This is a genomic window from Nesterenkonia alkaliphila (genome assembly GCF_009758175.1).
In the GTDB taxonomy this organism is placed as follows: domain Bacteria; phylum Actinomycetota; class Actinomycetes; order Actinomycetales; family Micrococcaceae; genus Nesterenkonia; species Nesterenkonia alkaliphila.
In genome coordinates, this window is sequence record NZ_WRPM01000038.1 from 1 (window position 1) to 26,698 (window position 26,698).

26 protein-coding genes are annotated in these 26,698 nt (G+C 66.6%); 18 read left to right on the plus strand and 8 right to left on the minus strand.

The annotated features are described in order from the left end of the window. The 3 genes from GNZ21_RS05575 to GNZ21_RS05585 all read left to right on the plus strand — a co-directional run. On the plus strand, nt 1-935 hold a 935-nt coding region (locus tag GNZ21_RS05575), incomplete at its 5' end, for a molybdopterin molybdotransferase MoeA (protein WP_157322184.1). Continuing rightward, nucleotides 932-1,420, plus strand: a complete 489-nt coding sequence (gene moaC, locus GNZ21_RS05580; RefSeq protein ID WP_268234803.1) for a cyclic pyranopterin monophosphate synthase MoaC — start codon at nt 932-934, stop codon at nt 1,418-1,420. The genes GNZ21_RS05575 and moaC, both read left to right, overlap by 4 nt. Next, complete coding sequence (locus GNZ21_RS05585) at nt 1,417-1,833, plus strand: molybdenum cofactor biosynthesis protein MoaE (RefSeq protein ID WP_157322186.1); 417 nt, start codon at nt 1,417-1,419, stop codon at nt 1,831-1,833. The genes moaC and GNZ21_RS05585 overlap by 4 nt, the downstream gene beginning before the upstream one ends. Here GNZ21_RS05585 and GNZ21_RS05590 read toward each other — a convergent pair. Next, a complete protein-coding gene (locus GNZ21_RS05590; protein ID WP_373868352.1) occupies nt 1,830-2,720 on the minus strand; it encodes an SGNH/GDSL hydrolase family protein in 891 nt (296 codons plus the stop codon). The two genes, GNZ21_RS05585 and GNZ21_RS05590, sit on opposite strands and share 4 nt — an antisense overlap. Before the next feature lie 70 nt (nt 2,721-2,790). Here GNZ21_RS05590 and GNZ21_RS05595 point away from each other — a divergent pair, with 70 nt between their 5' ends. After that, a complete protein-coding gene (locus GNZ21_RS05595) occupies nt 2,791-3,447 on the plus strand; it encodes an alpha/beta hydrolase (RefSeq protein WP_157322188.1) in 657 nt (218 codons plus the stop codon). An 18-nt stretch (nt 3,448-3,465) separates the two neighbouring features. Here the strand turns inward: GNZ21_RS05595 and GNZ21_RS05600 are convergent, their stop codons facing one another. Then, nucleotides 3,466-3,711 (minus strand): RNA-binding S4 domain-containing protein, encoded by a 246-nt coding sequence (locus tag GNZ21_RS05600; protein ID WP_157322190.1) that lies wholly within the window; start codon nt 3,709-3,711, stop codon nt 3,466-3,468. A 251-nt stretch (nt 3,712-3,962) separates the two neighbouring features. On the opposite strand from GNZ21_RS05600, the gene GNZ21_RS05605 reads away from it, so the two are divergent. The 5 genes from GNZ21_RS05605 (at nt 3,963) to GNZ21_RS05625 (ending at nt 10,260) form a co-directional block, all read left to right on the plus strand. Then, a complete protein-coding gene (locus GNZ21_RS05605; RefSeq protein ID WP_157322192.1) occupies nt 3,963-4,967 on the plus strand; it encodes a DMT family transporter in 1,005 nt (334 codons plus the stop codon). A gap of 78 nt (nt 4,968-5,045) precedes the next feature. After that, nucleotides 5,046-6,428 carry a glycine--tRNA ligase gene (locus GNZ21_RS05610; RefSeq protein WP_157322194.1) on the plus strand — a complete coding sequence of 461 codons (1,383 nt, stop codon included), beginning with the start codon at nt 5,046-5,048 and terminating at the stop codon, nt 6,426-6,428. Between the two features lie 82 nt (nt 6,429-6,510). Next, entirely contained in the window at nt 6,511-7,503 is a 993-nt protein-coding gene (locus GNZ21_RS05615) for a GNAT family N-acetyltransferase (protein ID WP_157322196.1), read from the plus strand. A gap of 111 nt (nt 7,504-7,614) precedes the next feature. Beyond that, nucleotides 7,615-8,814: a tRNA dihydrouridine synthase DusB gene (dusB, locus tag GNZ21_RS05620; RefSeq protein ID WP_157322359.1), complete on the plus strand. Its 1,200-nt coding sequence runs from the start codon at nt 7,615-7,617 to the stop codon at nt 8,812-8,814. A gap of 123 nt (nt 8,815-8,937) precedes the next feature. Continuing rightward, nucleotides 8,938-10,260, plus strand: coding sequence for a deoxyguanosinetriphosphate triphosphohydrolase (locus tag GNZ21_RS05625; protein ID WP_157322198.1), 1,323 nt, complete (start codon nt 8,938-8,940; stop codon nt 10,258-10,260). Nucleotides 10,261-10,299: 39 nt separating this feature from the next. Here GNZ21_RS05625 and GNZ21_RS05630 read toward each other — a convergent pair whose 3' ends face one another. Then, on the minus strand, nt 10,300-10,806 hold the full coding sequence (locus tag GNZ21_RS05630; RefSeq protein ID WP_157322201.1) for an aminoacyl-tRNA deacylase: 507 nt from the start codon (nt 10,804-10,806) through the stop codon (nt 10,300-10,302). A gap of 125 nt (nt 10,807-10,931) precedes the next feature. Here GNZ21_RS05630 and GNZ21_RS05635 point away from each other — a divergent pair, with 125 nt between their 5' ends. The 7 genes from GNZ21_RS05635 (at nt 10,932) to GNZ21_RS05665 (ending at nt 19,576) form a co-directional block, all read left to right on the plus strand. Beyond that, entirely contained in the window at nt 10,932-13,625 is a 2,694-nt protein-coding gene (locus GNZ21_RS05635) for a phosphoenolpyruvate carboxylase (RefSeq protein ID WP_157322203.1), read from the plus strand. Nucleotides 13,626-13,801: 176 nt separating this feature from the next. Next, nucleotides 13,802-15,958, plus strand: a complete 2,157-nt coding sequence (locus tag GNZ21_RS05640) for a prolyl oligopeptidase family serine peptidase (RefSeq protein ID WP_157322205.1) — start codon at nt 13,802-13,804, stop codon at nt 15,956-15,958. Nucleotides 15,959-16,035: 77 nt separating this feature from the next. After that, the gene (locus tag GNZ21_RS05645) at nt 16,036-17,031 is read left to right on the plus strand and encodes an ATP-binding cassette domain-containing protein (protein ID WP_229659319.1); all 996 of its coding nucleotides are present in this window, start codon (nt 16,036-16,038) and stop codon (nt 17,029-17,031) included. After that, nucleotides 17,028-17,978: an ABC transporter permease gene (locus GNZ21_RS05650; RefSeq protein ID WP_157322209.1), complete on the plus strand. Its 951-nt coding sequence runs from the start codon at nt 17,028-17,030 to the stop codon at nt 17,976-17,978. The genes GNZ21_RS05645 and GNZ21_RS05650 overlap by 4 nt, the downstream gene beginning before the upstream one ends. Before the next feature lie 4 nt (nt 17,979-17,982). Next, complete coding sequence (locus GNZ21_RS05655; RefSeq protein WP_157322211.1) at nt 17,983-18,921, plus strand: undecaprenyl-diphosphate phosphatase; 939 nt, start codon at nt 17,983-17,985, stop codon at nt 18,919-18,921. Between the two features lie 96 nt (nt 18,922-19,017). Next, the gene (locus GNZ21_RS05660) at nt 19,018-19,347 is read left to right on the plus strand and encodes a DivIVA domain-containing protein (RefSeq protein WP_157322214.1); all 330 of its coding nucleotides are present in this window, start codon (nt 19,018-19,020) and stop codon (nt 19,345-19,347) included. A gap of 58 nt (nt 19,348-19,405) precedes the next feature. Next, nucleotides 19,406-19,576: a DUF3117 domain-containing protein gene (locus tag GNZ21_RS05665; RefSeq protein ID WP_157322216.1), complete on the plus strand. Its 171-nt coding sequence runs from the start codon at nt 19,406-19,408 to the stop codon at nt 19,574-19,576. Here GNZ21_RS05665 and GNZ21_RS05670 read toward each other — a convergent pair whose 3' ends face one another. Next, nucleotides 19,577-20,218: an O-methyltransferase gene (locus tag GNZ21_RS05670; RefSeq protein ID WP_157322218.1), complete on the minus strand. Its 642-nt coding sequence runs from the start codon at nt 20,216-20,218 to the stop codon at nt 19,577-19,579. It lies immediately after the preceding gene. A gap of 96 nt (nt 20,219-20,314) precedes the next feature. Between GNZ21_RS05670 and GNZ21_RS05675 the strand changes: the two genes are divergently transcribed. Together GNZ21_RS05675 and GNZ21_RS05680 are read left to right on the plus strand one after the other, a co-directional pair. Next, the gene (locus tag GNZ21_RS05675; protein WP_157322220.1) at nt 20,315-21,160 is read left to right on the plus strand and encodes a hypothetical protein; all 846 of its coding nucleotides are present in this window, start codon (nt 20,315-20,317) and stop codon (nt 21,158-21,160) included. 29 nt (nt 21,161-21,189) lie between these two features. Next, the gene (locus GNZ21_RS05680) at nt 21,190-21,774 is read left to right on the plus strand and encodes a Sec-independent protein translocase family protein (protein ID WP_157322222.1); all 585 of its coding nucleotides are present in this window, start codon (nt 21,190-21,192) and stop codon (nt 21,772-21,774) included. Between the two features lie 28 nt (nt 21,775-21,802). On the opposite strand, the gene GNZ21_RS05685 is transcribed toward GNZ21_RS05680, so the two are convergent. The 4 genes from GNZ21_RS05685 to GNZ21_RS05700 all read right to left on the minus strand — a co-directional run bounded on the left by GNZ21_RS05685 (nt 21,803) and on the right by GNZ21_RS05700 (nt 26,697). Then, a complete protein-coding gene (locus GNZ21_RS05685) occupies nt 21,803-23,839 on the minus strand; it encodes a TRAP transporter permease (RefSeq protein WP_157322223.1) in 2,037 nt (678 codons plus the stop codon). Continuing rightward, nucleotides 23,839-24,324: a DUF1850 domain-containing protein gene (locus GNZ21_RS05690; RefSeq protein WP_157322225.1), complete on the minus strand. Its 486-nt coding sequence runs from the start codon at nt 24,322-24,324 to the stop codon at nt 23,839-23,841. Before GNZ21_RS05690 ends, GNZ21_RS05685 begins: the two co-directional genes overlap by 1 nt. Before the next feature lie 31 nt (nt 24,325-24,355). After that, nucleotides 24,356-25,393: a TAXI family TRAP transporter solute-binding subunit gene (locus GNZ21_RS05695; RefSeq protein ID WP_157322227.1), complete on the minus strand. Its 1,038-nt coding sequence runs from the start codon at nt 25,391-25,393 to the stop codon at nt 24,356-24,358. Between the two features lie 155 nt (nt 25,394-25,548). Further along, the gene (locus GNZ21_RS05700) at nt 25,549-26,697 is read right to left on the minus strand and encodes an Mrp/NBP35 family ATP-binding protein (protein ID WP_229659318.1); all 1,149 of its coding nucleotides are present in this window, start codon (nt 26,695-26,697) and stop codon (nt 25,549-25,551) included. Between the last annotated feature and the right edge of the window lies 1 nt (nt 26,698).

Genomic DNA, 26,698 nt, shown 5'->3' on the forward strand with positions numbered 1-26,698 from the left:
CGGTGGAGAGGACCGCAGAGGGCTTCACCGTGCTGGAGGCGCCGGGCCGGGGCGAACCGGCCCAGGTGCGCTTCACGGATCTGACCGCCGAGGACCTCCAGCCGGGCCGGTTCATCCGCCGGGCAGGCTCCGACGTGGCCGCAGGGGAGACGGTGCTCAGACCCGGGGACGCCCTGACCCCGGCCCGGCTCGGCCTGCTGGCAGCCTGCGGAGCCGCCGAGGTGCGTGTTCTCGAGCCGGTCCTCACTCTGGTGCTGGCCACCGGGGAGGAGATCCGCGGACCGGGCGAGCCGCTGGGGCCCGGCCAGCTCTACGATGCCAACTCCGTGCTGATCAGTGCCGCCTGTGAGGACTTCGGCCACCAGGTGATCTCCGCCCGGGTGCCCAGCGACAGCCCGGACAGGTTCGACGCCGCCCTGGAAGCACTCATTGCCCAGCACCGCCCGCATCTGATCATCACCGCCGGGGGGATCAGCGCCGGGGCCTATGAAGTGGTGCGCCAGGCGCTGGGCAGCCGGGGCGTGCAGTTCGGCTCGGTGGCCCAGCAGCCCGGCGGACCCCAGGGCTGGGGCAGCCTGAGCGCTGAGCACGGACCGGTCGCCGTGATCGCCCTGCCCGGCAACCCGGTCAGCTGTGCGGTGAGCCTGGAGGTTCTGCTGCGCCCTGCGCTGGCCTCCCTGGACCCCGGCTGCCCGGACCAGCGCCGCGTGCCGGTGCGGCTTGCGGAACCTCTGGTCTCACCCCGCGGACTGCGCCAGTTCCGCCGGGTGCAGCTGGCTGCCGGGCAGGCGGCGGTGCTGCCCGCGGCGGTGCCGGTGGGCGGGCCCAGCTCGCACCTGCTGGGCCATCTGGCGCGCTCCGACGCCCTGCTGGAGATCCCGGAGGATATGGTGGAGATCCCTGCTGGCACCCCACTGGAGGCAATCCTGCTGTGAGCGAGTCCGAGAAACTGACCCATGTCCGCGGCGACGGCAGTGCCGCAATGGTCGATGTCTCCTCGAAGCCGGTCACCGCGCGCACCGCGGCAGCAGTCGCCACGGTGGTGACCACACCTGAGGTAATCAGCCTGTTGGCCGAGAACGGGCTGGCCAAGGGAGACGCCCTGAGCACAGCGCGGATCGCCGGAATCATGGCCGCCAAGAAAACACCAGAACTGGTGCCGCTGTGCCACCCGCTGCCAATCAGCAAAGTCACCGTGGACCTACAGCTGGATGCTCCCCAGCCCGGCAGTGTGCAGATCACCGCTGAGGTGAGGACCACCGGGCAGACCGGTGTGGAGATGGAGGCGCTGACCGCTGCCTCGGTGGCCGCACTGACCCTCTACGACATGATCAAAGGTGTGGACCGGGCCGCGGTGATCGCTGAAACAAAGGTCATCACAAAATCCGGGGGCGTCTCCGGGGACTGGAGCCGGTTATGAGCGTGGTGCATACAGCTGTCTCAGCCCAGCCGCTCCAGCCGGCACAGGCTGAAGCTGAGGTCTGGTCGGCCGAGTGCGGCGGCGTCGTGCTCTTCTGCGGGATCGTGCGTGACCACGACGGCGGAAAGCCCGTGGGCAGGCTCAGCTACACCGCGCATCCCAGTGCAGAACAGGTGCTGGCTGAGGTGTGCGCGGAGGTGGCCCGGAAGCATCAGGTACGGGTGTGGGCCGCGCACCGGACAGGGAGCCTGGAGATCGGTGACCACGCCCTGGTGGCCGCCTGCGCCTCCGCGCACCGGGCCGAGGCCTTCGCCGCCTGCGCAGAGCTCATCGAGCAGATCAAAGCCCAGGTGCCCATCTGGAAGGAGCAGTTCTACACCGACGGTTCCAAGGACTGGGTGGGTCTGAGCTAGCTCTTCTCAGCCTCGGAGCTGCTTCCGCCCGGTGGCATGGAGCCGCCGAAGAGCGGTTCGATCTCCGGGCGCTTGGCGGTGATGCCGTCGCCGGAGGAGCGTCCGCGCAGCCGCCGGATCACCCAGGGGAACAGGTGGTGCCGGGCCCAGACCACATCGTCGACCCGGGCCTCCCGCCAGGACCGCTCGGCCGGGGGCTGCGGGGTCACCGGGTCCAGCTCATGCTTCACGTTCAGGGTGTCCAGCACCTCGCGGGCGATGGTGTGGTGGCCCAGCGGGGAGAAGTGCAGACGGTCCTCATCCCACATCTCCTTGGCGGTCAGCTCGCGCAGGCTCCACATATCCGCCACCACCGCATCATGCCGCTTGGCCACGGTGCGCACGTTCTCGTTGAAGATCGCCACCTTGCCCCGGATCGAACCCATCACCGGAGTGTCGTGCACATCCGGCCCGTTGAAGAGCACAATGGTGGCCCCGGTGGTGGCCAGCAGCTGGACCATGGTGTCCAGAATGCGTGCGGTCTCATCGGGGTCGGAGCCGGGCCGGATAACGTTGTTGCCGCCGGCGCACAGGGTGATCAGATCGGGCTTGAGCTCCAGGGCCGGGGCGATCTGCTCATCCCGGATCTGTTCGATGAGCCGCCCGCGCACGGCCAGATTGGCGTAGGCGAAGTTCTCCGTGCTGCGGGCCAGCTCCTGGGCCACCCGGTCGGCCCAGCCGATGTGATAGCCGGGGCGCTCAGGGTCCGGATCACCGATGCCCTCGGTGAAGGAGTCTCCCAGAGCCACATAGCGCTGCCAGGGATGCACCGTCTCCGCGCGCTGCCTCGTGCCCAGTTCCTCGGCCTCAGGTGCCGCTGCCCCGTTGCTGCTCTCGTTTCCGCTCACATCAGCATTTTCGCACTACCGGTCAGTAACGTCCATCAGCCCTGAGGATGATCTCTTCTAGGATTGAGCCATGACTGTTGAATACACGGTGGAATGGACCCGGCCGGAGTCCGAGCGTGAGGGCACGCCGTTGGCAGTGCTGCTGCACGGCTACGGCGCCAACGAGCGGGACCTGCTGGGCATGATCCCCGGCCTGCCCCAGGACTTCACCTATGCCTCGGTGTGCGCCCCGGTGGCCATGGGCTTCGGGGCCTACACCTGGTTCGACTTGGACGTTGAGCGGCTGGCCTACTCTTCCGACGCCGCCCGCGGCGCCGTGGAGGATCTCTGGGGATGGATCGACTCCGTGCGCAGCCAGCACACCTCGGTGACCCTGATCGGCTTCTCGATGGGCATGGCGATCGGCACCAGCCTGCTGCGTACCCGCCCGGAGGCCTTCGCCGCGATGGTGGGGCTCTCCGGATTCGCCGTGGACCCCGACCGGGGCGAGGGCCTGCCCGGCTATTTCGACGACGCCGCCCTCACCGCCCAGCAGGTGCCCTTCTTCTGGGGGCGGGACCAGGAGGACCCGATCATCCCCCAGGAGATGGTCGACTACACCCACCAGTGGGCGAATAAGACCGTGAAGCTCACCAAAGTGCTCTACGCCGGGGCCGGCCACGGGGTGGTCCCCCAGGAGATCGCCCACGTCAACGAGTTCCTCACCGCTGAGGTGCTCAAAGCCTAGGACGCCGCCCGGGAGTGGTCAGGGGTTATTCACGAGGACGAGGGTGACTGGACTAAGGCCCATTTCCTCACCTCTGAATTCGATTCTCTGTCCCGGCCGGATCTGGGCGCCGCGCCTGGTCTCCGGCTCCCCGTCGACCAGCACGAGGCCCTCGGCGATCACCTCCCGGGCCATCACCCCGTTCTCCACCGCCCCGGCCAGCTTCAGCAGCTGGCCCAGCCTGATGGACTCGTCCCGGATCGGCACTTCAATCTGTTCGCTCATACCTCCAGTGTCCCAGCTGCCGCCGTGCGGCCGCTCCCCGCTGGTGTGTCAGGCGTGCGCAGCGCTGGCCGGGCGCCAGACCGTCGAGTGCGAGGGTTTACGGCTGATTCGGGTGCTTGGAGGGCCAAGATGTCCGCAGAAGTGCGCACTCAGCGGGGAGGCTCGCCAACAGTACGAGATGCGGAACATAAAGTCCGCATCGTGAAAGTCGACGCCCAGACTCGGCAGGACACAGGTCTAGTCTTATCCCCATGACCCCCGCCGGCTCCGCTTCAGACCATCCTGCGCGTTCGCCTGCAGTCTGGCTGGGCCTGCTCCTGGTGATGCTGGCGGCCGGGATGGCGATCCCTGGCCAGGGCCGGATCAACGCCGAGCTCTCCGCACATACCGGGGATCCCTATCTCTCAGCACTGATCAGCTTCGTCACCGGCCTGCTGTTGGTATGCCTGATCGCGCTCTGCGCCCCCGCCGGACGGCGGGCGGTCTCCCGGGTCGTCCCGGCGTTCCGTTCCGGAGCAGTCAAATGGTGGTACCTGCTGGCCGGCTGCGTAGGCGGCTACTTCGTGCTGACCCAGACCCTGACCATCGGCATGATCGGGGTGGCTGTCTTCACCGTGGCAGTGGTCACCGGGCAGACCATCGGCGGGCTGCTCTGGGACAGGATTGGCCTCGGGCCCGCGGGCCGCCGCAGGATCAGCCCGATGCGGGTGCTCGGGGCAGCGCTGACGGTGCTCGCGGTGCTCTGGGCGGTCTCACCGCAGCTGGCCGGCGCCGACCGCGGGCTGCTCTGGCTGCTGCTGGTGATCCTGCCGTTCTCCGGCGGTTTCCTCAACGCCGCCCAGCAGGCGGTCAACGGGCACCAGGCCGCCGCCTACCGCAGCCCGATCCCGGCAACCCTGTTCAACTTTGCCGCCGGCTCCGCCCTGCTGCTGCTGGTCTGGCTGGGCAAGCTGCTGCTGGCCGGAGGCGTCCCCGGTGAGCTGCCCACCGTGTGGTGGTACTACATCGGCGGGCCGCTCGGCGTCGTCTTCATCGCCCTTGGCGCAGTCCTGGTCACCAAGGTCGGGGTGCTCATCGCCGCCATGGGCATGATCGCCGGTCAGCTGCTCGGCTCGCTGCTGCTGGATCTGCTCGTCCCCGCCCCCGGCTCGATGGTGACTGCTGCCACAGTGCTCGGTACGGTGATGACCCTGCTCGCCGTCGTCGTCGCCTCACTGCCCGATCTGATGCGCGGGCGGGGCCCCGGAGGGCGGTAAGCTGGCCTGCGTCGCGCCCCGTCGCGGCCCGAGCACCTGCACAACCTGCTGAACCACCCACGAGGAGCACCTGAGCCCATGGCCACCGAGACCACCGTCGACAAAGTCATCAACCTGGCCAAGCGCCGCGGCTTCGTCTTCCAGGCCGGTGAGATCTACGGCGGCTCCCGCTCCGCCTGGGACTACGGGCCGCTGGGCACCGAGCTGAAGGAGAACATCAAGGCCGAATGGTGGCAGACCTTCGTGCGCGGGCGCGGGGACATGGTGGGCCTGGACTCCTCGATCATCCTGCCCTCCGCGGTGTGGAAGGCCTCCGGGCATGTGGACACCTTCACCGACCCCCTGGTGGAGTGCCTGCAATGCCATAAGCGCCACCGCGAGGACCACCTCATCGAAGCCTTCGAGGACAAGAAGGGCCGCGCCCCGGAGGGCGGGCTGGCCGAAGTTCCCTGCCCCGACTGCGGCACCAAGGGCAGGTTCACCGAGCCGCGCGAGTTCTCCGGCCTGGTCAAGACCTACCTGGGAGTGGTCGAGGATGAGTCCGGGCTGCACTATCTGCGCCCGGAGACCGCCCAGGGCATCTTCACCAACTTCGCCAATGTGGTCACCGCAGCCCGCCGCAAGCCGCCCTTCGGGATCGGCCAGATCGGCAAGGCCTTCCGCAATGAGATCACCCCGGGCAACTTCATCTTCCGCACCCGGGAGTTCGAGCAGATGGAGATCGAGTACTTCGTGCCCCCGGCTTCAGCAGCTGAGCACTTCGAGGAGTGGGTCGCCGCCTGCAAGGCATGGTTCACCGACCTGGGCGTGAACCCGCAGAACCTGCGGGAGTTCGACGTGCCCGACGGCGAACGCGCCCACTACTCCGACCGCACCATCGATCTGGAGTACCGCTTCGGGTTCCAGGGCTCCGAATGGGGCGAGCTGATGGGCATCGCCAACCGCACCGACTACGACCTGGGCCAGCACATCAAACACTCCGGCAAGGAGCTCAGCTACTTCGACCAGGGCTCCGGAGAGCGCTACGTGCCCTATGTGATCGAGCCCAGCTTCGGGCTGACCCGCTCCATGATGGCATTCCTGGTGGATGCCTACGCCGAGGATGAGGCACCCAACACCAAGGGTGGGGTGGATGTGCGCACCGTGCTGAAGCTGCACCCCAAGCTGGCCCCGGTGAAGGCTGCGGTGCTGCCGCTGTCCAAGAAGCCCGAGCTGGCCGAGCCCGCCGGGAAGCTGGCTGAGGCCCTGCGCAGGCAGTGGAACATTGATTACGACGACGCCGGGGCCATCGGCCGCCGCTACCGCCGCCAGGATGAGATCGGCACCCCCTTCTGCATCACCTTCGACTTCGACAGCCTCGAGGACCAGGCCGTGACCATCCGCGATCGTGACCAGATGACCCAAGAGCGGGTAAGCCTGGACCAGGTCCAGGGCTACCTGGCGCAGAAGCTGCTGGGGTAGCTGCCAGCTTCTGGAGCGCCGCGGCGCCAGGTCCAGTGCTGTGCATTGCGCAGTCGGGTAAACAGGTCTACGCTAGCTGGCGATGTTGCCGACAGCGCCTGCGGGCCAACCAACACTGACACTGGACTCCGGCCTCACCGTCCGCCCCTGGGCCGACGGTGATGACCTCGCACTCCTGGAGGTCTGGGGTGATCCCGAGAACCCTATGCACCACCGGGATCGCAGCCTGCTGGGGCCCTCCTCCAACGCACCCTGGTCCCGCTGCATCGTGGCCGAGGACGCCGGTGTGCCGGTGGCCGCAGCGACGATCTTCCGCTCCTCCCTGCACCCGGACCGGCTCTCCTTCTATGTGGAGGTAGCTCCGGAGCACCGCCGCAAGGGGGTCGCTGCCCAACTGCTGGACATTCTGGAAGCTGAGATCCCCAACTGTGCGGTGCAGAGCCTCAAAGCCCGGTGCGCTAAAGGCTCGGCTGCCCAGTGCTTCCTGAAGGACAATGGCTTCCGGAAGATCCAGACCTCCCGGGAGGTGATCATCCAGCCTGGCGCGCTGCCGGTCCCTGATGTGGAGCACCTGCCCATCGACCTGCAGGAGATCGCCACCGGCTCGGTGGAGCTGAGCCAGCTGGTGGCTGAGTTCTACAACGCCGTCCATGACTGGGATCCCTCGGAAATGACCATCGGCAAGGCCCAGCAGATGCTGCTCTCCCCAGAATCCGGTGCCACCGGTGCGGTGGTGCTGCGCTCGACCCGCAGCCCGCAGGCAGCGGCCGAAGAGGGCTCCGAGGCCACCGTGGCCGCAGACCAGCCTCAGGCGATCCTGGCCTTCGCGGTCAGCTACACTCCTGAGCGCACCGATGCCCCTGCCGATGTGCTCATCGGGTGGGACCCCGCCCTGGGTGAGGCCGCAGAGCAGTCGGTGCGCCAGCTGCTGGGCCTGGTTTCTGCCCGGTATCCGGTCTCCGTGGAGGTCGACGACGCGATGGCACCTCTGAAGCGGATCGCTGATGAGCTGACCGCCTCCGACGAAGCCGAGATCGACTTCGAGGCCCTCATCTACGCCCGCGACACCCCCTGACCTTCATTCTCTGTAGGGCTCTGCACTCTGCATGGGGTTATTTCCCTACAGCTTGCGCAAATCCCTACACAGACTTGACCGAATCCGGACAATAGAACTGTGACTGAGACCCTGGAACGCCCCGCAGCCGTCGGTGGTGAGCACAACGCCGCCACCGCCACCGCACTGCTGCCGCCCCTGCAGCTGGGCCCCATCACCGTGGACACCCCGGTGGTGCTGGCACCCATGGCCGGAATCACCAACACCGCCTTCCGCCGGTTGTGCCGCGAGTACGGCGGCGGCCTCTACGTCAACGAGATGGTGACCGCCCGCGCGCTGGTGGAGCGCCGCCCGGAATCGCTGCGGATCATCAAGCACGAGCCCGATGAGGTGCCCCGCTCCGTCCAGCTGTACTCGGTGGATCCGGTCACCACAGGGCACGCGGTGCGGATGCTGGTGGAGGAGGACCGGGCCGATCACATCGACCTGAACTTCGGCTGCCCCGTGCCCAAGGTGACCCGCAAGGGCGGCGGCTCGGCCCTGCCTTGGAAGATCCGGCTCTTCGAATCCATCGTGGCCACGGCCGTCCGTGAAGCAGCCCGGGGCAATATTCCAGTGACGGTCAAAATGCGCAAAGGCATCGACGAGGACCACCTCACCTACATCGAGGCCGGCAAGGTGGCCCGGGACTCCGGTGTGGTGGCCGTGGCCCTGCACGGGCGCACCGCCCGCCAGCACTACTCCGGCCAGGCCGATTGGGAGGCGATCGCCCGGCTGCGTGAGTCCCTGCCAGATCTGCCGGTGCTCGGCAACGGGGACATCTGGTCTGCTGAGGACGCAGTGCGCATGGTGGAACAGACCGGGGTGGACGGCGTCGTCGTCGGCCGTGGCTGCCAGGGCCGTCCCTGGCTGTTCGGGGACCTGCAGGCCGCCTTTGAGGGCCGCGAGGACAGATACCGGCCGGGCGTGAGCATGGTCTGCCAGACCCTGCTGCGGCATGCCCAGATGCTCATTCCGTACTTCGACGGGGACGAGCGCAAAGCCATGCAGGACATCCGCAAACACGTGGCCTGGTACTTCAAGGGCTATCCGGTGGGTTCGGCGCTGCGCACCCAGCTGGTCACCGTGGAGTCCATGGCCCAGCTTCAGGAGCTGCTCGATCAGCTGGACCAGTCGATCGGCTACCCCGGCGACGACGCCGAGGGCCCCCGCGGGCGCGCCGGCTCACCGAAGAAGGTGCACCTGCCCGAGGACTGGCTGGCCTCCCAGGAGCTCAACGAGGACCAGCGCCAGATGATCCAGGACGCCGAGGTCGACACCTCCGGCGGCTGAGCAGCGCCGTGCGGGCGATCTGCTGCGCTCCGGTCGGTCGCGGTACCCTTGCAGGCTTGTACCGCTTCCCTCCCGTCCCTTGCAGCTCATCCCGCACAACACTGCTCAGATAGGCTAGGCCTCATGAGCGTGCGGAACGTAGAGCGTATCGAGGGCCAGTATGCTGCCCTGGCGCCCGGGTACACCGAGGCGGATGAGGACCGCTGGGTGCCTGAGCACGGCAAATCGGTATACCGGTCCTCGTTCGAACGCGACCGCGCCCGGCTGCTGCACTCCTCGGCACTGCGCCGGCTCGGGGCCAAGACCCAGGTGGTCTCACCCAGCAATGACGACTTCTCCCGCACCCGGCTCACCCACTCCCTGGAGGTGGCGCAGGTAGGCCGCGAACTGGGCCGGATGCTCGGCTGCGACCCGGATGTGGTCGATGCCGCCTGCCTCTCCCACGATCTGGGCCACCCGCCCTTCGGCCACCACGGGGAGAAGGTGCTCAATGACCTGGCCGCAGACATCGGCGGCTTTGAGGGCAATGCTCAGACCCTACGCATCCTGGCCCGGCTGGAGACCAAACGCTTCCACCCGGACGGTCGCTCCGCCGGGCTCAACCTGACCCGCGCCAGTCTGGACGCCGCCGTCAAATACCCCTGGCGCGCCCACGAGGCCCCGCTGAAGCCCGACGGGACCCGCAGCCAGAAGTTCGGCGCCTATGAGGATGACCTGCAGGTGTTCTTCTGGATGCGCGACGGCGTGGAGGGCACCAGGAAGTCCATGGAAGCTCAGGTGATGGATGCCGCCGATGACATCGCCTACTCGGTGCATGATGTGGAGGACGGTATCGTCAACGGCCGCTTCCAGCTGAAGTTTCTCCAGGACGGGGTGCAGCGTGCACGGGTGGTCCAGACCACCCAGGAGTGGTACCTGCCCGGGGTGCCGGAGGACCGGATCGAGGCCGCCATCGCCCGGCTGGAGTCCGCTGAGAACTGGGTGCTGGAATCCGACGGCTCCCGCCGCGCCCTGGCTGCGCTGAAGAACATGACCTCCGAGCTGATCGGGCGGTTCTGCCACGCCTTCTGGTCCGCCACCCGCCAGGTGCACGGGGACAAGCCGCTGGTCCGGCATGAGGCAGATCTGGTGATCCCGGAGGAGACCCTGGAGGAGATCTGCGTGATGAAGGGCATCGCCGCCCACTACATCATGGCCTCCCGGGAGCAGCTGCCGGTATACACCCGGCAGACCGAGGTGCTGCAGGCCCTGCACTCACTGCTGACTGAGACCGGCGACAGGTTCCTGGAACCGCCCTTCCAGGCGGACTTCCGGACAGCCGACGACGACGCCGGGCGGCACCGTGCCCTCATCGACCAGATCGCCTCACTCACCGACGGCGCCTGCCTGGAGTGGTACGCCACCCTGGTCAAGGGCCAGCCGGTTCGCCACGCTTTATTCGCCTGAGTTTAGGCCTTAAAGTCGCTGCATCGCCGTGCCCGCGGCTCAGGCAGAGTGTTTGGCGATATCGCCGATGGTGACCCCGAAGGCCGCGAAGAGCTCCCCAGCCTCTACAAACAGGTTCAGACCCGGCTCCCCGGCGCCTAAGCACACCCGCCCACTGATTGAGGCATCGGCGTAGACCGGCCACTGGACGCCCTCTGCCGCTCGGGCGCCGAAGGGATTGATGGTCCCGGGGCGGTACCCCGTGGCCTGGTACCCCTCCTCCGGGGCCGCCATGGAGAGCTTCTTCATCCCGGCCAGCTTGCGCAGCTTGGCCCAGTCCACCTGTTTGTCGCCGGGAATCAGCGCGATCAGATAGCTGTGCTCGGGCGTGCTCTGGGTGACTTTGGCCTTGGCCACCAGAGTCTTCACGATCTTCCGGGGCTCGATTCCCAGATTGCCGGCGGCCTCCTCCACGGAGGAAGCCGGGCCTCGTTCCACCAGTTCGATACGCACCCCGCGGGCCTGAGCATCCGCGAGCACCCGCTCACGGCCAGAGAGTTCACTCATAGGGCACAACTGTATTAGTGCTTTGGGCCGTTGTGCTGCACGGTATCGCTGATACCGTTAGGTCAACCGCATAACCGAGCGTGACAATGGGGTCCGCTGCCGCCACCACCGGAGGAACCCCCATCATGTCTGAGTCCCACACATCCAGCGACCATTCCCGCCGCGCGGCCGAACATGAGGTGCCTGAGGCCATGCGCCGCGATGTGGGCCTGCTCGGCGAACTGCTCGGCACTGTGCTGCAGGAGTACGGCTCCGCCGGACTCTACGAGGACGTGGAGAGACTGCGTGCGCTGACCATCGCCGCTGTGGAGGATGAGTCAGAGGCTACCCTGGCCCAGGCGGAGGAGTTTGTAGCGGGGCTCAGCCCGCAGCGGGCCAAAGAGGTGGCCCGGGCCTTTACCTGCTACTTCCTGCTGGCCAACCTCGCCGAGGAGCAGCACCGGGTACGCACCCTGCGCCTTCGCGACGGGGAGTCCCCGCTCCAGGAGCAGAAGCCCTCTGACTCAGTGGCCGCCGCCTTCACCCATCTGGCGGCCGAGGTGGGTGAGGCCGAGGCGCAGCGCAGGCTGAAGGAGCTGCGCTTCCACCCGGTGCTCACCGCCCATCCCACGGAGGCCCGGCGCAATGCGATCACCGCCAGTGTGCGGCGCATCGGGAATTTGCTGGATGAGCGTGACGACCCCCGGATGGGGCCTGCTGCCAAGGCCCGGAACACCCGGGAGATCACCGAAGAGATCGACAATATGTGGCGCACCGCCCAGCTGCGGGTCTCCAACCCTTCACCCCTGGACGAGGTGCGCACCGCGCTTGGCGTCTTTGAATCCTCATTCTCCACTGTCTTCACCGAGGCCTACCGCCGGATGGACGACTGGCTGCAGGGCGAGGACGCCGGGCAAAAGCCCCCTAAGGTGCCCGCCTTCATCCGCCTGGGCTCCTGGATCGCCGGGGACCGCGACGGCAACCCGAACGTCACCGCTTCCATCACCCGGCAGGCTGCGGCCCAGGCCGCAGACCGGGTGCTGGAGAACCTGGCGCGGCGCACCCGCACCATAGGGCTTTCGCTGACCCTGGATGACCGCTATACCGTGCCCGATGACGCCCTGCTGGCACTGTGGAACCGGCAGAAGCAGCTCTCCGAGGAACTCACCGAACAGGCCGCCCAGCACTCCCCGAGGGAACCGCACCGAAAGGTACTGCTGGCGATCGCTTCCCGTGTCTCCGCCACCCGGGCCCGCAACGCGGATCTGGCCTACCGGGCCCCGGAGGAGCTGTTGGAGGACCTGCGCACTGTGCAGCAGTCTCTGGTGAACTCCGGTGCAGCCCGGGCCGCCTACGGAGACCTGCAGGAACTCATCTGGCAGGTGGAGACCTTCGGCTTCCACCTCGCCGAGCTGGAGGTGCGCCAGCACTCCGCGGTGCACAGCCAGACCCTGCAGTGGCTGGAGGATCCCGCCTCCGTGGCGAAGATGGCCGTGCCCGGCGAAGAGGTCCTGGAGACCTTCCGAGCCATCGCCTCGCTGCAGCAGCGCTACGGCGTCAACACCGCCCGGCGCTATATCGTCTCCTTCACCCAGAGCGCAGCGAATCTGGCCGATGTCTATATGTTGGCGGAAAGAGCATTCGGCGGCACGCCCGAGAAACCCTCAGGACACGCCCCGGTACTAGACGTCATCCCGCTGTTCGAGACCTACCAAGACCTGCAGAACGCACCGCACATCCTGGAAGAGGCTCTGCAGAACCCATATCTGCAGAAGCGACTGGAGGAGACCGGCCGCCGCATGGAGGTGATGCTCGGCTACTCGGACTCTTCCAAGGACGTCGGGCCAGTGGCCGCCACTCTGGCGCTCTACGCCGCCCAGGAGAAGATCGCCGCCTGGGCGGTGCGGAACAACATCCAGCTCACCCAGTTTCACGGCCGCGGCGGAGCCCTGGGCCGCGGCGGCGGACCGGCCAACCGAGCCATCCTCGCCCAACCCCCGCACTCAGTGGACCTGCGGTTCAAGGTCACCGAGCAGGGCGAGGTGATCGACGCCCGCTACGGCAATCCGGAGATTGCCCTGCGGCATATCGAGCAGGTCGCCGCTGCCACCCTGATGGCCTCAGCGCCCTCCACCGAGCAGCACAACGCTGCAGCCGCTGAGAAGTTCGCAGAGCTGGCCGAACAGCTCGATAAGGCCTCCCGGGCACGCTTCCACCAGCTAGTCCGCGCGGAGGGCTTCGCACCCTGGTTCGCCCAGGTCACCCCGCAGGACGAGATCGGGCTGCTGGCCATCGGCTCCCGGCCGGCCAAACGTGGGCTCTCCGTAGAATCCCTGGAGGACCTGCGCGCCATCCCTTGGAACTTCGCCTGGGGCCAGGCCAGAATCAACCTCACAGGCTGGTACGGGCTGGGCACCGCGCTGGAGAAGGTGGGCAGCCTGGACCTGCTGCGGCAGGCCTACACCGAATGGCCGCTGTTCGCCGCGATGATCGACAATATCGAGATGTCCCTGGCCAAAACCGATCGGCGGATCGCCCGCCGCTACCTGGCGCTCGGGGATAAGCCTGAGCTGGCTGCCGCCGTGCTGGAGGAACTGGACCTCACCGAGAAATGGGTGCTGGCGATCACCGGCCAGGACCGGCTGCTGGCCGAGCACCGAGTGCTCGGCCGGGCTGTCCAGCTGCGCAACCCCTATGTGGACGCCCTGAGCCTGATCCAACTGCGGGCCCTGAAGAAGCTCCGCGCAGGCCATCTCTGCGATGATGAGATCCAGGACCCGCGCAACCTGCTGCTCATCACCCTCAAAGGGGTCGCAGCAGGGCTTCAGAACACCGGCTAATAGTGTTGTGAGGGCCGCGTGGAGGGGTTCCGCTCCCGCGGCGTTCTGGCAGGCCCTGCGGTGGGAGCCGCGTGCGAACCTGGCGAACGAAGTGAGCGCATGCGGCGAGTGGAGGCACGATGCGGGTGCGGATTCCCGGAGGGAAAGCGGGCCTCCTGGGCAGTAGGGTGGAATGCATGACCCAGCGTGTGATCAACCCCGAGAACGACCCGTACATCTGGCTGGAGGACGTCGAGGGCAAGGACGCCCTGACCTGGGTGCAGGCGCGCAACGCCGATGCTGAGGCGCAGCTGAAGGACGAGCAGTTCGCCCCGCTGAAGGACTCCCTGCGCCAGATCCTGGACGCCTCCGACCGCATCCCGGGGATCATCAAGCGCGGGGACTTCTTCTACAACTTCTGGACCGACGCAGAGCACCCGCAGGGCATCTGGCGGCGCACCACCCTGGAGTCCTATAAGACAGAGAGCCCGGAATGGGAGACCCTGCTGGATCTGGACGCACTCTCCGCGGAGGAGGGCACCACCTGGGTCTGGCACGGGGCCTCCGTACTGCGCCCGGAGCAGGCCAGTGAAGAGATCCCCGGCTACTCCCGGGCTCTGATCGATCTCTCACCCGGAGGCTCTGACGCGGACCTCACCCGCGAGTTCGACCTCAACACCCGGCAGTTCATCAGCCCCGAGGACGGCGGGTTCTACCGCCCACAGGGCAAAGGCGGGCTGAGCTGGATCGACGCCGATACGGTCTACGCCTCCACTGATCAGGCCAGCCCCACTGAGGACACCCCGGTCACCTCCTCCGGATACCCGCGGATCGCGCGCCGCTGGGTCCGCGGCACGGATCTGCTGGAGGCTGAGCCGATCATCTCAGTGGCCGAGGATGACATGGTGGCCTCCGCCGGCTACGACTCCACCCCCGGATTCGAACGTCATGTGGCAGTCCGGGTACTGGGCTTCTACGACTCCGAGACCTACCTCATCGACTATGACCCAGAGGGTGAGCCCGTACTGCGGCTCATCGACGTGCCCACCGACGTGCAGGTGGGCTTCCACCGCGAGCTGATCTTCTTCGCCCCGCGCACTGAGGTGAGGATCGGCGGCGTCGTGCTCCCCGGTGGGAGCCTCTATGTCACAGACGCCGAGGCATTCCTGCATGGGGACCAAGCCCGGCTGACCCCGCTGTTCACCCCTACCGAGTCAACCTCGCTGCAGGGCATCACCGCCACGCGCAACCTCTTCGCGCTGACGGTGATGGAGGATGTGGTCGAACATGTGGAGGCACATTGGAGGGACCAGGCGGGTGACTGGCAGTCCCGGCGGGTACTCACCGGGATCACCGGCTCGCTCTCCGTGGGGGCTTTCGATTCCCGGGACTCAGATGATATCTGGATCACCGCTGACGATTTCCTGACCCCCACCACTAAGTACCTCGGCTCGCTGGCCCCGCTGCTGGAGGGCGGTGAGGAGACCTATGAGCAGGTCAAACAGGCCCCGGAGCGGTTCAGTGCAGAAGGGTTGGCCGCAGTGCAGCGGTTCGCCCAGAGCGAGGACGGCACCCGGATCCCCTACTTCCTGATCGGCCCGGCAGAGACAGTTCAGGCTGCCGCCGCGGGAGCGCCCCGTGAGGCTATCGCCGGCACGGAGCCCAAGCCCACGGTCCTCTACGGCTACGGCGGCTTCGAGATCAGCCAGAAACCGGGCTACCTCTCCCTGGTCGGCAAGGCCTGGCTGGAGAAAGGCGGCGTCTTCGCCCTGGCGAACATCCGCGGGGGAGGAGAGTACGGTCCGCGGTGGCATCAAGCCGCGCTGAAACAGAACCGGCACAAGGCCTATGAGGATTTCGCCGCAGTGGCCCGGGACCTGGTCTCCACTGGGGTGACCACCAAGGAGAAGCTGGCCTGCCGCGGCGGGTCCAACGGCGGGCTGCTCACCGGAAACATGCTCACCCGGTACCCGTCAGACTTCGGGGCTGTGGTCATCCAAGTGCCGCTGCTGGATATGAAGCGCTATGCCAAGCTGCTGGCCGGAGCCTCCTGGCGCGCTGAGTACGGCGATCCGGAGACCGATGACTGGGAGTACATCAAGAAGTTCAGCCCCTACCATCTGCTCGAGACCGGTGCTGAGTACCCGCCGGTGCTGCTGACCACCTCCACCAAGGACGACCGTGTTCATCCCGGCCACGCCCGCAAGATGACCGCGGCCCTGGAGGAGATCGGCGCCGATGTGACCTACTGGGAGAACACCCAGGGCGGGCACGGCGGAGCCGCCAACCCGGAGCAGCAGGCGGTGATGAACGCGCTCATCCACCGCTGGCTGGCCCAGCGGCTGGGCCTCTGACACCGGGGTGCGGCGGAGCCCCGCGGAGCCGGTAGGATATGACCCTGGATCCCATTCTTCTGCGGAGAGGCATCCCCGTGTCCCCATCCCCCTATGCTGTCGAGGCGCACGGCCTCGTCAAGACCTTCGGCGACAACACCGCCGTGGACGGCGTGGACCTCAGCATTCCACGTGGCGGCATCTACGGTGTGCTCGGCCCCAACGGCGCCGGCAAGACCACCACCATCCGGATGCTGGCCACCCTGCTGCGCCCTGACGCCGGTGAAGCGCGGGTGCTCGGCTATGACGTCTACACCGAGCCCAAGACCATCCGCGAGAACATCGCCCTGACCGGCCAGTTCGCCTCCCTGGATGAGGACCTCACCGGGATCGAGAACCTGATCCTGCTGGGCCGCCTGCTCGGCTTCAGCAAGCAGCAGGCCCGGAAACGCGGAAGGGACCTGCTGGAGGCCTTCGGGCTTGCAGAGGCCGCCGACCGGCAGGTCAAGAAGTACTCCGGAGGTATGCGCCGCCGTCTGGACATCGCCGGCTCCCTGGTGGTCACCCCGGAGCTGATGTTCTTGGACGAGCCCACCACCGGTATCGACCCCCGCTCCCGCAACCAGGTCTGGGACATCATCCGGACTCTGGTGGCCGGGGGAACCACCATCCTGCTGACCACCCAGTACCTGGAGGAGGCAGACCAGCTCGCCGATCGGATCGCAGTTATCGATCACGGCCGGGTGATCGCCGAAGGCACCCCGGGCCAGCTGAAGTCCCAGGTGGGTGCCGGAGCCCTGAAAGTCCGGGTTGCTGACCCGGTGCAGCGTGAGGAGGCCGCTGCGGTCCTGGAACGCGCGGTGGGCGGCGTCGTAGTCCGGGAGAAGGACTCCGCGGCGCTGAGTGCACGGCTGGGCGAGGGTGCCAGCGCATCCCCCTCATTGGCCGCCCTGGAGGAGGCTGGGATCCTGGTGGAGACCTTCAGCTTCGGCCAGCCCAGCTTGGACGAAGTCTTCCTGGCCTTGACCGGCAAACCCGCAGAGTCAGAAGAGAACGACGACGCCGAGCCCGAGATTGCCGAGGCAGCCCGATGAGCCAGAACACCGACACCCCACCGCTGAGCCAGGAGCACCGCGATCTGCCGACTTCAGGCGCGAAGGCCGGCGCCGCTGGGTCCGGCGCAGCGGCAGAGCAAGTGTCCGCCGCCGGAATCAGCGCTGTGCTGCTGCCCACGGATCAGCGCCCCACCCCCTCCGGTGCGCTCTCCGGCTCTGTGACCTTCGGCTGGCGCGCCATGCTGAAGATCAAGCACATTCCGATGCAGCTCTTCGACGTGACCATCTTCCCGATCATGATGACGGTGATGTTCACCCTGATCTTCGGCGGAGCGATGGGCGCTGTGGTCTCCGGGTCCGGAGAGACCGGCGGGGCCGCGATCACCGAGTACGTGCAGTTCTTCATCCCCGGGATCTTTGTGCAGACCCTGATCATGATCACCATGTACACCGGGCTGACCCTGAACAAGGACATCTCCAAGGGCATCTTCGACCGGTTCCGCTCGCTGCCCACCTGGCGGCCCGCCCAGCTGGTCGGCGCCCTGCTGGGCGACCAGGTCCGCTACACCCTGGCCGGAACTATCATCCTCACCGTGGGCTTCATCGTGGGGTTCCGCCCCGACGGCGGGGTCAGCGGCGTGCTGGCCGGATTCGCCCTGCTGCTGGTGTTCAGCTTCTGCCTCTCTTGGGTGTGGACCATGGTCTCACTGCTGATGCCCACCGAGGAGGCGGTGATGGGGGTCTCGATGACCCTGATCTTCCCGCTGACCTTCGCCTCGAACATCTTTGTGCCCACAGCCACGATGCCCGGCTGGTTGCAGCCGGTGGTGGACGCCAACCCGGTATCGGTGCTGGTCACCGCAGTGCGTGAGCTGATGGACGGCACCTACGACGCCGCCAGCATCGGCCTGGTTGCCCTCTACTGCCTGGTGCTGGTGGCAGTGTTCGCACCGATCTCGATGTACCTCTACAACCGGAAGAGCTGATTCCTTGACGCTGTGGGAAGCTGTGCTCCTGGGCGCGATCCAGGGGCTGTTCATGTTCATCCCGGTCAGCTCCTCCTCGCATCTGGTGATCGCCGAGCACTGGCTGATGGACACCGGCTCCACCATCCCGGCACCGGACAGCCCGGAGATGATCTTCTTCAACCTGGTGGTCCATCTGGGCACTATGGTCTCGGTGATCGTGGTGATGTGGAAGCCGCTGGTCAGACTGCTGCGCGGCACTGCCCGGGAGATCGGCTGGCTGTTCCAGCGGAGGACCTTCCGGCATCTGATCCACCTGAAGCTGATGCTGCTGGGCGTGATCGTAGTGGGTATCACCGGAGTGCTGGGCCTGGTCATCCGTGAGTACGGCGGTGAGGTATTCGCCACCCCGTGGATAGTGGCCGTGCTGCTGCTGGTCACCGCCGGCATCCTGTGGTGGACCGACAGCGTGACCCATACCTGGCGGGGCGCAGCTCAGATGACCATCTGGGTGGCTGTGGTGATCGGCCTGGCTCAGGCGCTGGCGCTGTTCCCCGGAATCTCGCGTTCGGGGATCACCATTGCCGCGGCCCTGATGCTGGGCATGCACCGGCGGATAGCCGCACAGTTCAGCTTCTTCGTGGCGATCCCCACCATTGTCTCGGCCACTGCAGTGCAGTCGCGCAGTCTGATCGGCCACCAGGGCGGATTCAGCATCAGCGCGGAGGCCTACTGGATGGCGTTCATCGTCTCCGCAGTGGTCGGCGGCCTGGCGCTATGGATGGTGCTCACCCTGCTCTATAAGGCACGGTTCCGGATCTTCGCGGTCTATGTGGTGGCCTTCGCCATCTTCATCCTCATCTTCCAGCCCGATCTCAGTGACCCCCCTCCGGTGGATGAGACCCCCATCCATGAGGAACAGGATGCCGAGGCGCAGTCCGCGCCGGCGCCGGTACGAGCGTAGTCGTTTGTTCCGGTATGGCCACTGTGCAGAGTCCTTTCCCGGACGAACAGCTGCGTTCGATGCTGCCAGGCGCCGTCGAGCACGTAGGCTGGAGCCATGATGTGGCTGTTTGTGGTCGCAGTGGCGGCCCTGGGCGTCGTCGTGGTGCTGTTGGTGGGAGCCTGGGACGGTGAGCCTGCTCCCCGCGAGGAGTCCCCGGCCGGCCTTGGGGACTCAGTGGATGAGCTGCTGGCCCAGGCCGGAGCAGAGGGGCTGACTGCGGATCACCTGGAGCAGGTGAGGTTCGACGCCGCCCCGCGCGGCTACCGCATGGAGCAGGTGGACAAGCTGCTCGAGGCCCTTACCGCACAGCTGCGAGAGGCTCAGAGTGAGCGTACCTCAGGGCGCCCCGGGCAGGGTGATCAGGGTGACATTGCTGCTCAGTGAGGGATAATAGAGGTGTTAACCCTGATAATCGGCATGACTATGGAAGAGGGATAGCCCGATGGCTGCTATGAAACCGCGTACTGGCGACGGCCCGATGGAAGTCACCCAGGAGGGGCGCAGCCTCATTATGCGGGTGCCGATCGACGGCGGCGGCCGCCTGGTGCTGGAGATCAACAATGAGGAGGCTGAATCCCTCAAGCAGTGCCTCATTAAGGCAGTGGGCGAATAACTACTTCTTCACCGCCACCAGAAGACCGGTGCCTGTGGGAAACAGCGCGCTGAGCACGGCGTCGTTCTCCTTCAGCCCAGCCTCCACCTGACGCATCGCCTGGGTGGAGGGCTCTCTGACAGCCGGCCGCGGCAGCCTGTCCCTGTCCAGGGCATCACTGACCACCAGCAGGCCCCCGGAGTGCAGCAGGCGCAGCCCCTGCTCCGCATAGCCGGGTGCATCGGTGGCCTCGGTGTCGATGAGCACCATGTCATAGCCACCTGAGGTGAGCCGGGGCAGCACCTGATCCGCTTTTCCGGTGATCAGCCGGGTCCGGGAGGAAGCCGTGCCCTGCGCCTGCAGCAGCGCACGGGCAGCGCTGACTGAGTCTGCGCTGGCATCGATCCCGGTCAGCACCGCATTCTGGGCGGCCCCGCGCAGCAGTGCGGCTGCGCCCAGTCCCGTCCCCAGTCCGATGCACACCACGGAACGGGCCTGTGCAGCGGCAGCCAGTACAGTCAGGGCAGCGGCCGTCCCCTCCGAGAGCGGCTCCAGGCCAAGATCCGCACCCAGGGCGGCGGCCTGCTCGGCAACACTGTCCGGACCAGCATGCTCCTCGGCATAGGCCCAGCTGGCGTATTTGATCTTGTCCGGCGATGTCATGACTGAACTATAGCGCCCTGGGCGGTAGCTCAGGAGGGCCCAGACTCACAGCAAAAAATAAGGATACATTCAGCAAATCCAGGCACACTAGCGGGGATGTCCCGCACAACCAGCAGCACCACCCGCGGATCACGTGCACCCAGCCGAGTCAGTCTCAGCTGGGTTGCTGCTGTCTTCGGCGCTTCCTGCGCGCTTGTGGTCTGCATTGTTCTGGCTGCCGCCTGGGTGCTGGGCGGGCGAACTGCCCCCACTAGTCCTACAGTTACTGAGCTGCTGCCGCCCGAGCCGCGGCAGAGTCCCAATGTCTCAGCCGATGGTGATCTCGCCGCAGTCTCAGCCCTGCAGGCCCCGGTCGGCACCGATGAGCAGTATCTGGTGGGCGAGACAGCTGCCATTCTCCCGGGATCGATCAAGAGCACCGAGGTCAGGGAGCTCCCGGTGGAGCGGATCGGGGATCTCAAGCCGCTGGGCTGGGCGGTGCCCTATCTGGACCGGGATGGGTTCCAGCACGACTACGTGGAGACCAGCTCCGTGGAGAGCGTGCGCACCATCCAGGTTCGGCTGAGCGACGGCACCTCCTTCATCAATGTGGCCGAGACCCGCGCCGAGGCCGAAGGTGTGGAGCTCCACCCGCTGCAGGAGAAGCTGCATTCTGTGGTGGACCTGGACGCGGTCACCGCCGAGGCTCTGGAGCTGACCACCGGCCAGGAGGCGTTCCTCTACCTGGAGGATGAGGCCGAGACCTGGACCACAGCAGTGGAGACGCCCAGCGCCCAGTATGTGATCACCTCCAGCCTGCCCGAGCACCGAGCCTCCGAGATCACCTCCTGGGTGATGATCACCGACCGCTCCCGGGTGCAGCTGGCCCCGAATGTGCCCGGCCCGGCAGACCGGCTGGAGCGCGGCTTCGACGAGCTTCTCGGCTGGTTCGGGGAGAGGTAGCAGGCTCCATCACGCGGTAGAGTTTTCCTGTGCCAGGCATCAACTTCTACGAGTTCCTCATACTCATTGTGCTGGCCCTGGTGCTGCTGGGGCCGGAACGGCTGCCGATCTATGCCCAGACCCTGGCCCGCTGGGTTCGGCGAGCCCGGCATTGGGCCGATGATGCCAAGGTGCGGTTCCGCGAGGAGACCGGCACTGACTTCGACGAGGTTGACTGGCAGAAGTACGACCCCCGCCAGTACGACCCCCGGCGGATCATCCGCGAGGCCCTGGCCGATGAGTACGAGGATGCCAGGGCGGCAATGGGCAGTGTGAAGAAGTCCGTGGACCCCGTGGAGCTATTCAGCACCGGTTCCGCCGGCGGGGAAACCCCGCTCGGCTCGCCACGAGGTGGCCCGCACCGTCTTTCAGACGGGACGGGTCCCGAACCTCGCGGTTCCCGGCCGACTGCGGCGGCCTCGGCCCTCACACCTAAAGGCCCGAACAGCAGTGCCTTGGCGGCTGGAGTGGCCGGCTCTGCAGCAGCCGGACTCGGCGCAGGCCAGGCACCAGCAGAGGCTGACGCCGACCCCCTGGCCACTGCCTCGGCACCCTATGACACCGAGGCCACCTGAGCTGCGTTTCAGACTCTGTGTGATGTGCTCAGATTGACCTGATGTGCAGGCGGTTCTGAGCCTTGGCACGGATCATCTGCACCGCCAGGACGGCGGCAACCAGACCCAGGCCGATCAGGTCGAGGGTGAGATCGGCTGACAGCATCATGACCGCGCCCACAGCGATGATCGGCCGCAGGTACCAGGCCATATCCACCATGAAGTGGCCTTCCAGGGCGGTGGCCAGCAGCAGAATTGCCACCAGGGCGGAGCCCACCACCTGCACGCCGGTGATGAAGTCCACATCTCGCAGCAGCAGGTCCGGATTGTAGACAAAGATATAGGGGATCACATAGCCGGCCGCGGCCAGCTTCATGGAGGCCACGCCGGTCATCATCGGCCGTCCGCCGGAGATGCCGGCCGCCGCGAAGGAGGCCAGGGCCACCGGTGGAGTGATATTGGCAAAGAGCCCGAAGTAGAACACGAACAGGTGGGCGACCAGCGGTTCCACCCCCAGCTCCACCAGCGCGGGTGCGGCCATAGTCGCGGTGACGATATAGGCCGGGATCGAGGGCAGGCCCATGCCCAGCACCAGGCAGGCGAACATAGACATCACCAGGGTCCAGAACAGCACTCCGCCGGAGAGGTCCACAATGGCGCTGGCCAGGATCACGCCGAACCCGGTGATGTTGACTACGCCGACGATCACACCCACTGAGGCGCAGGCGATGGCCACTGAGATGGCCGAGCGGGTGCCCTGGTCCAGAGCCTGGATCATACCCAGGGGGCTCATCCGGGTGGTCTTACGGAGCATGGAGACAGCAATCGTCACCAGGATGGTGAACAGCGCCGAGTAGAGAATGGTGTAACCGGTGAAGAACAGCATGTAGATCAGGAACACCAGAGGCAGCAGCATATGGCCGCGCTCCTTGAGCACATCCCAGACCGCGGGCAGGCTGTCCTTGGAAATGCCCTTGAGGCCCATCCTGGTGGCACGGAGATGGATCTGGGCGATCAGGCTCACGTAGTAGAGCAGGGCCGGGACGATAGCCGCCAGAGCCACCGTGGTGTACGGAACGCCGAGGGTCTCGGCCATGATGAAGGCGGCCGCGCCCATGATCGGGGGCAGAATCTGGCCACCCACACTTGCGGTGGACTCTACGGCACCGGCGAAGGTGCGGGTATAGCCGATCTTCTTCATCAGCGGGATGGTGAAAGCACCGGTGGAGACCACATTGGCGATTGCCGCGCCGTTGATCGAGCCCATGAACCCGGAGGCCACTGTGGCCACCTTTGCGGGACCGCCGCGGGTCTGCCCGGCGATGGCCAGAGCCAGGTCGTTGAACAGCTGGCTCATTCCTGACTTGGCCAGGAACGCGCCGAAGAGGATGAACAGGAAGATGTAGGTGGCCGAGACCCCGATCGCCGTGGAGAAGATCCCCTCGGTGGTGGCGTAGAAGTTATAGGCCAGAGTGTCCCAGTCGTAGCCGCGGTGCCGGAACAGCCCGGGCAGCTCGCGGCCGTACATGCCGAAGAGGATGAACAGCACCGCCAGGATGGGCAGCGCCCAACCGGTGACCCGACGGGCGGCCTCCAGCACCAGTACCACCAGCAGGGCACCTACCAGCACATCGGTGGTGGTGAACCGGCCGGCCTGCAGCACGATGGATTCGTAGTTGACTATCAGGTAGATGGTCGGCACTGTGGAGGCCAGAGCCAGCAGGGCATCCGGGATCCGCCACCAGTTCTGCATCGCCTTCCGCGAGGGCGGGTAGAGCATGAAGGTCAGGAACAGCATTGCTGAGACGTGGATGGACCGGTGGATCATCGTGGCCGGTGGCCCGGCGTAGGCGGTCCACATGTGGTAGAGCGCAGTGAAGACTGCCACCGCGCTGATCAGCAGTGCCAGCGGCTTCCACTGCGTGGTGCGCACCCTGGACTCGGCGTCATACTTGGCCACCGCCTCGGCGGCCTCCTCCTGAAGGGCGCCTCGGGCATCGGCATCACCGCTGTTGAGCTCGACCGTCTCGACCTCGGGCTCAGACCTCCGCTTGGGCTCAGGCTCAGCGGCCTTCTTAGACGTCATCACGGTGCAGTCTCGATTCTCAGTTCTATGGGTTCACGGTCGGGGAGCTGGTCTGCGCTGATCCTCACGCGGTCCCCGACGGTGAGCTCATACTCCGCTTTATGTGAGTGGAACCAGCTGATCGTATCGAACTTGCGGTCAATGTTATCGATCCGGATGCGTCCTCCGCCAAAGGTGACATCACCCTCGTCCAGAGGCATCCCCGCACCGTACTCCTCAAACTCGGTGCTCGCCAGCACCAGATGCGGCTCGCTGCCGTCCTCCGGAATCTCCACTCGGTAGTAGTCGGTCCAGGGTGAGAGTTCAATCGAATGGATCCACGTCTGGGTGATCACGGCCCCCTGGGCCACCTCATACTCGGCGTAGACCTCATCAGTGCGTTGGTGAGCGAGGACCACCCGGTGCTCCGGCACCTGCGCTGCGCAGCCCAGGGCCGGGGCCAGTACCAGGACGGCGACGGCGACCGCTGAGCCGAAGTGGCCCAACAGCCGCCGCCGGTCTCTGGGGTCCAGACGATCAGTCGAGGTCGACGCCGTTCTCCTCGAAGTAGCGGGCAGCACCGGGGTGCAGTGGCACCACGATGCCCTCGGTGACAGTCTCCAGCGTGATCTGCTCAGCAGCGGCATGCGAGGAGTGGATGCGGTCGAGGTTGTCGAAGAGCGCGGCGGTGATGTCATAGACCGCGTCCTCCGAGAGCTCGGAGGTGACCAGCAGGTGATTGGTCACGCCCACCGTCTCTACATCCTCCTCATCGAGGTAGGTGCCGGCCGGGATGACATCGGCAGCGAAGAAGTCGTGCTCCTCCAGCAGATTGTCGCGACCCTCGCCATCGATCGGCACTGTCACGAAATCGGTGCTGGTGCCCAGCTCCACCAGGGTGGGGTTGGGCAGCCCGGAGGTGACGAAGGCGGCGTCGATGTGGCCGTTGGCCATCTGGTCGGTGGCCTCTGCGTAGGAGAGATAGTCCTCGTTGATGTCGTCATAGCTGAGTCCGTAGGCGTCCAGCACCATCTGGGCGTTGAGCTCCACACCGGAGCCCACATCGCCTACAGCCACATTGGCGCCCTCGAGGTCCTCCACGGACTCGATGCCGGAGTCAGCACGGGCCACCAGCTGCACAGTGTTGGGGTAGAGGGTGGCGATCGCCATCAGATCCTCGCGGGGCTCGTCTTCGAACGGGCCGGTGCCGGTCAGCGCCTGCACGGTGGCATCACCCATGGTGAAGGCCAGTTCGGCATCGCCGTCGCTGATCATGTTGATGTTCTCCGCCGAGGCGCCGGTGGCCTGCACCGAGGTGTCGGAGTCCAACTCATCGGCGAGGATATCGGTCATCGTGGCACCGATCTGGTAGTAGACCCCGGAGGATCCGCCGGTGGCGATGGTGATGAACTCGGCGTCCAGATCGCCCACCTCGGAATCATCGGCGGCCTCGCCGGGGTCCACCTCCGCGCCGTTGCCGTTGGTATCGCTGTCATCATCCCCGCAGGCGCTCAGCAGCAGGGCTGCGGCTGCCGCAGCTGCGGTCAGTCGGGTGGCTTGGGTTGTCCACGTCATCGTGTTGCTCCTCAAAATCATGAATGCGGTGTGTCTCACCAGGCTACGCGAACCACCCCACAATCTCCCGGATATTCCAGGCTACGTGGCCCAATTGTTACCGCCCACCCACTACCTCCTGCAGCCGGCGCCGGGGAGGTTTCTGCGATGCGGAATCAGCGGAGACTCACCGGAAGCTGCCGGCCGGCGATACCGCGTGCTCGGGAGGCCAGCCGCTGCGCCACCGCGCGCATCGCCTGCCCGGCCGGTGAGTCCGGTGCCGAGATCACCGCCGGGGCGCCCTGGTCACCGGCCCGGCGCAGATCAGGGTCCAGGGGGACCGATCCCAGCAGGGGGACCGGGGTCTGCACCTCTCCAGCCTGTCTCAGCTGCTCGGTCAGCCGGTCGGCAACCAGCTGCCCGCCACCGGAGCCGAAGAGGTCCAGCACCGTGCCGTCAGGCAGTGTCATCGGCCCCATATTCTCCACCACTCCTGCGATCCGCTGGCCGGTCTGGGTGCTCAGCGCTCCGGCCCGCTCCGCTACCTGGGCGGCCGCGGTCTGCGGGGTGGTCACCACCAGCAGCTCAGAGCCGGGCAGCAGCTGGGCCACCGAGATCGCGATGTCACCTGTGCCCGGGGGCAGGTCCAGCAGCAGCACATCCAGGTCCCCGAAGTGCACATCAGTGAGGAACTGCTCCACGGCCCGGTGCAGCATCGGCCCGCGCCAGGCCACCGCCTGGTTGCCGTCCACGAACATCCCGATCGAGATGGTCTTGACCCCATAGGCCACCGGCGGCAGGATCAGCTCGTCCAGCCGAGTGGGTCGATCGGTGATGCCCATCAGCCCCGGGACGGAGAAACCGTGCACATCAGCGTCGATCACCCCGACCTTCAGCCCCTGGGCGGCCATTGCGCAGGCCAGGTTCACCGTCACGGTGGACTTGCCCACCCCGCCCTTGCCGGAGGCCACTGCGTAGACCTTGGTGAGAGAGTCCGGCTGGGCGAATCGGTTGGCTTTGGCGCTGAGGCCGCCGCGCAGCTGCTCCTTCAGGCCGGCCCGCTCCTGCGGAGACATCACATCCAAGGTGATATCAGCGGTGCGCACCCCCTCGGCCCGCACCGCGGCCGCACTGACCTCCTCGGCAATCCGGCTGCGCATAGGGCAGGCCTCAGTGGTGAGCTTAACGGTGATCCTGGCCAGCCCGGCGTCGTCGACCCCGACTGCCCCCACCATGCCCAGCTCGGTGATCGGCACCCGCAGCTCAGGGTCCAGAACCTCGGCGAGCCGGCGGAGCACACGTTCGGCAGCAGCTGATTCGGTCACC

Coding starts and splice junctions, on each gene's coding strand:
- GNZ21_RS05635 (WP_157322203.1), top strand. CDS start 10,932: ATGTCTGAGTCCCACACATCCAGCGACCATTCCCGCCGCGCGGCCGAA.
- GNZ21_RS05665 (WP_157322216.1), top strand. CDS start 19,406: ATGGCTGCTATGAAACCGCGTACTGGCGACGGCCCGATGGAAGTCACC.
- GNZ21_RS05585 (WP_157322186.1), top strand. CDS start 1,417: ATGAGCGTGGTGCATACAGCTGTCTCAGCCCAGCCGCTCCAGCCGGCA.
- GNZ21_RS05670 (WP_157322218.1), bottom strand. CDS start 20,218: ATGACATCGCCGGACAAGATCAAATACGCCAGCTGGGCCTATGCCGAG.
- GNZ21_RS05600 (WP_157322190.1), bottom strand. CDS start 3,711: ATGAGCGAACAGATTGAAGTGCCGATCCGGGACGAGTCCATCAGGCTG.
- GNZ21_RS05630 (WP_157322201.1), bottom strand. CDS start 10,806: ATGAGTGAACTCTCTGGCCGTGAGCGGGTGCTCGCGGATGCTCAGGCC.
- GNZ21_RS05640 (WP_157322205.1), top strand. CDS start 13,802: ATGACCCAGCGTGTGATCAACCCCGAGAACGACCCGTACATCTGGCTG.
- GNZ21_RS05605 (WP_157322192.1), top strand. CDS start 3,963: ATGACCCCCGCCGGCTCCGCTTCAGACCATCCTGCGCGTTCGCCTGCA.
- GNZ21_RS05625 (WP_157322198.1), top strand. CDS start 8,938: ATGAGCGTGCGGAACGTAGAGCGTATCGAGGGCCAGTATGCTGCCCTG.
- GNZ21_RS05615 (WP_157322196.1), top strand. CDS start 6,511: ATGTTGCCGACAGCGCCTGCGGGCCAACCAACACTGACACTGGACTCC.
- GNZ21_RS05660 (WP_157322214.1), top strand. CDS start 19,018: ATGATGTGGCTGTTTGTGGTCGCAGTGGCGGCCCTGGGCGTCGTCGTG.
- GNZ21_RS05650 (WP_157322209.1), top strand. CDS start 17,028: ATGAGCCAGAACACCGACACCCCACCGCTGAGCCAGGAGCACCGCGAT.
- GNZ21_RS05595 (WP_157322188.1), top strand. CDS start 2,791: ATGACTGTTGAATACACGGTGGAATGGACCCGGCCGGAGTCCGAGCGT.
- GNZ21_RS05685 (WP_157322223.1), bottom strand. CDS start 23,839: ATGACGTCTAAGAAGGCCGCTGAGCCTGAGCCCAAGCGGAGGTCTGAG.
- GNZ21_RS05610 (WP_157322194.1), top strand. CDS start 5,046: ATGGCCACCGAGACCACCGTCGACAAAGTCATCAACCTGGCCAAGCGC.
- GNZ21_RS05695 (WP_157322227.1), bottom strand. CDS start 25,393: ATGACGTGGACAACCCAAGCCACCCGACTGACCGCAGCTGCGGCAGCC.
- GNZ21_RS05675 (WP_157322220.1), top strand. CDS start 20,315: ATGTCCCGCACAACCAGCAGCACCACCCGCGGATCACGTGCACCCAGC.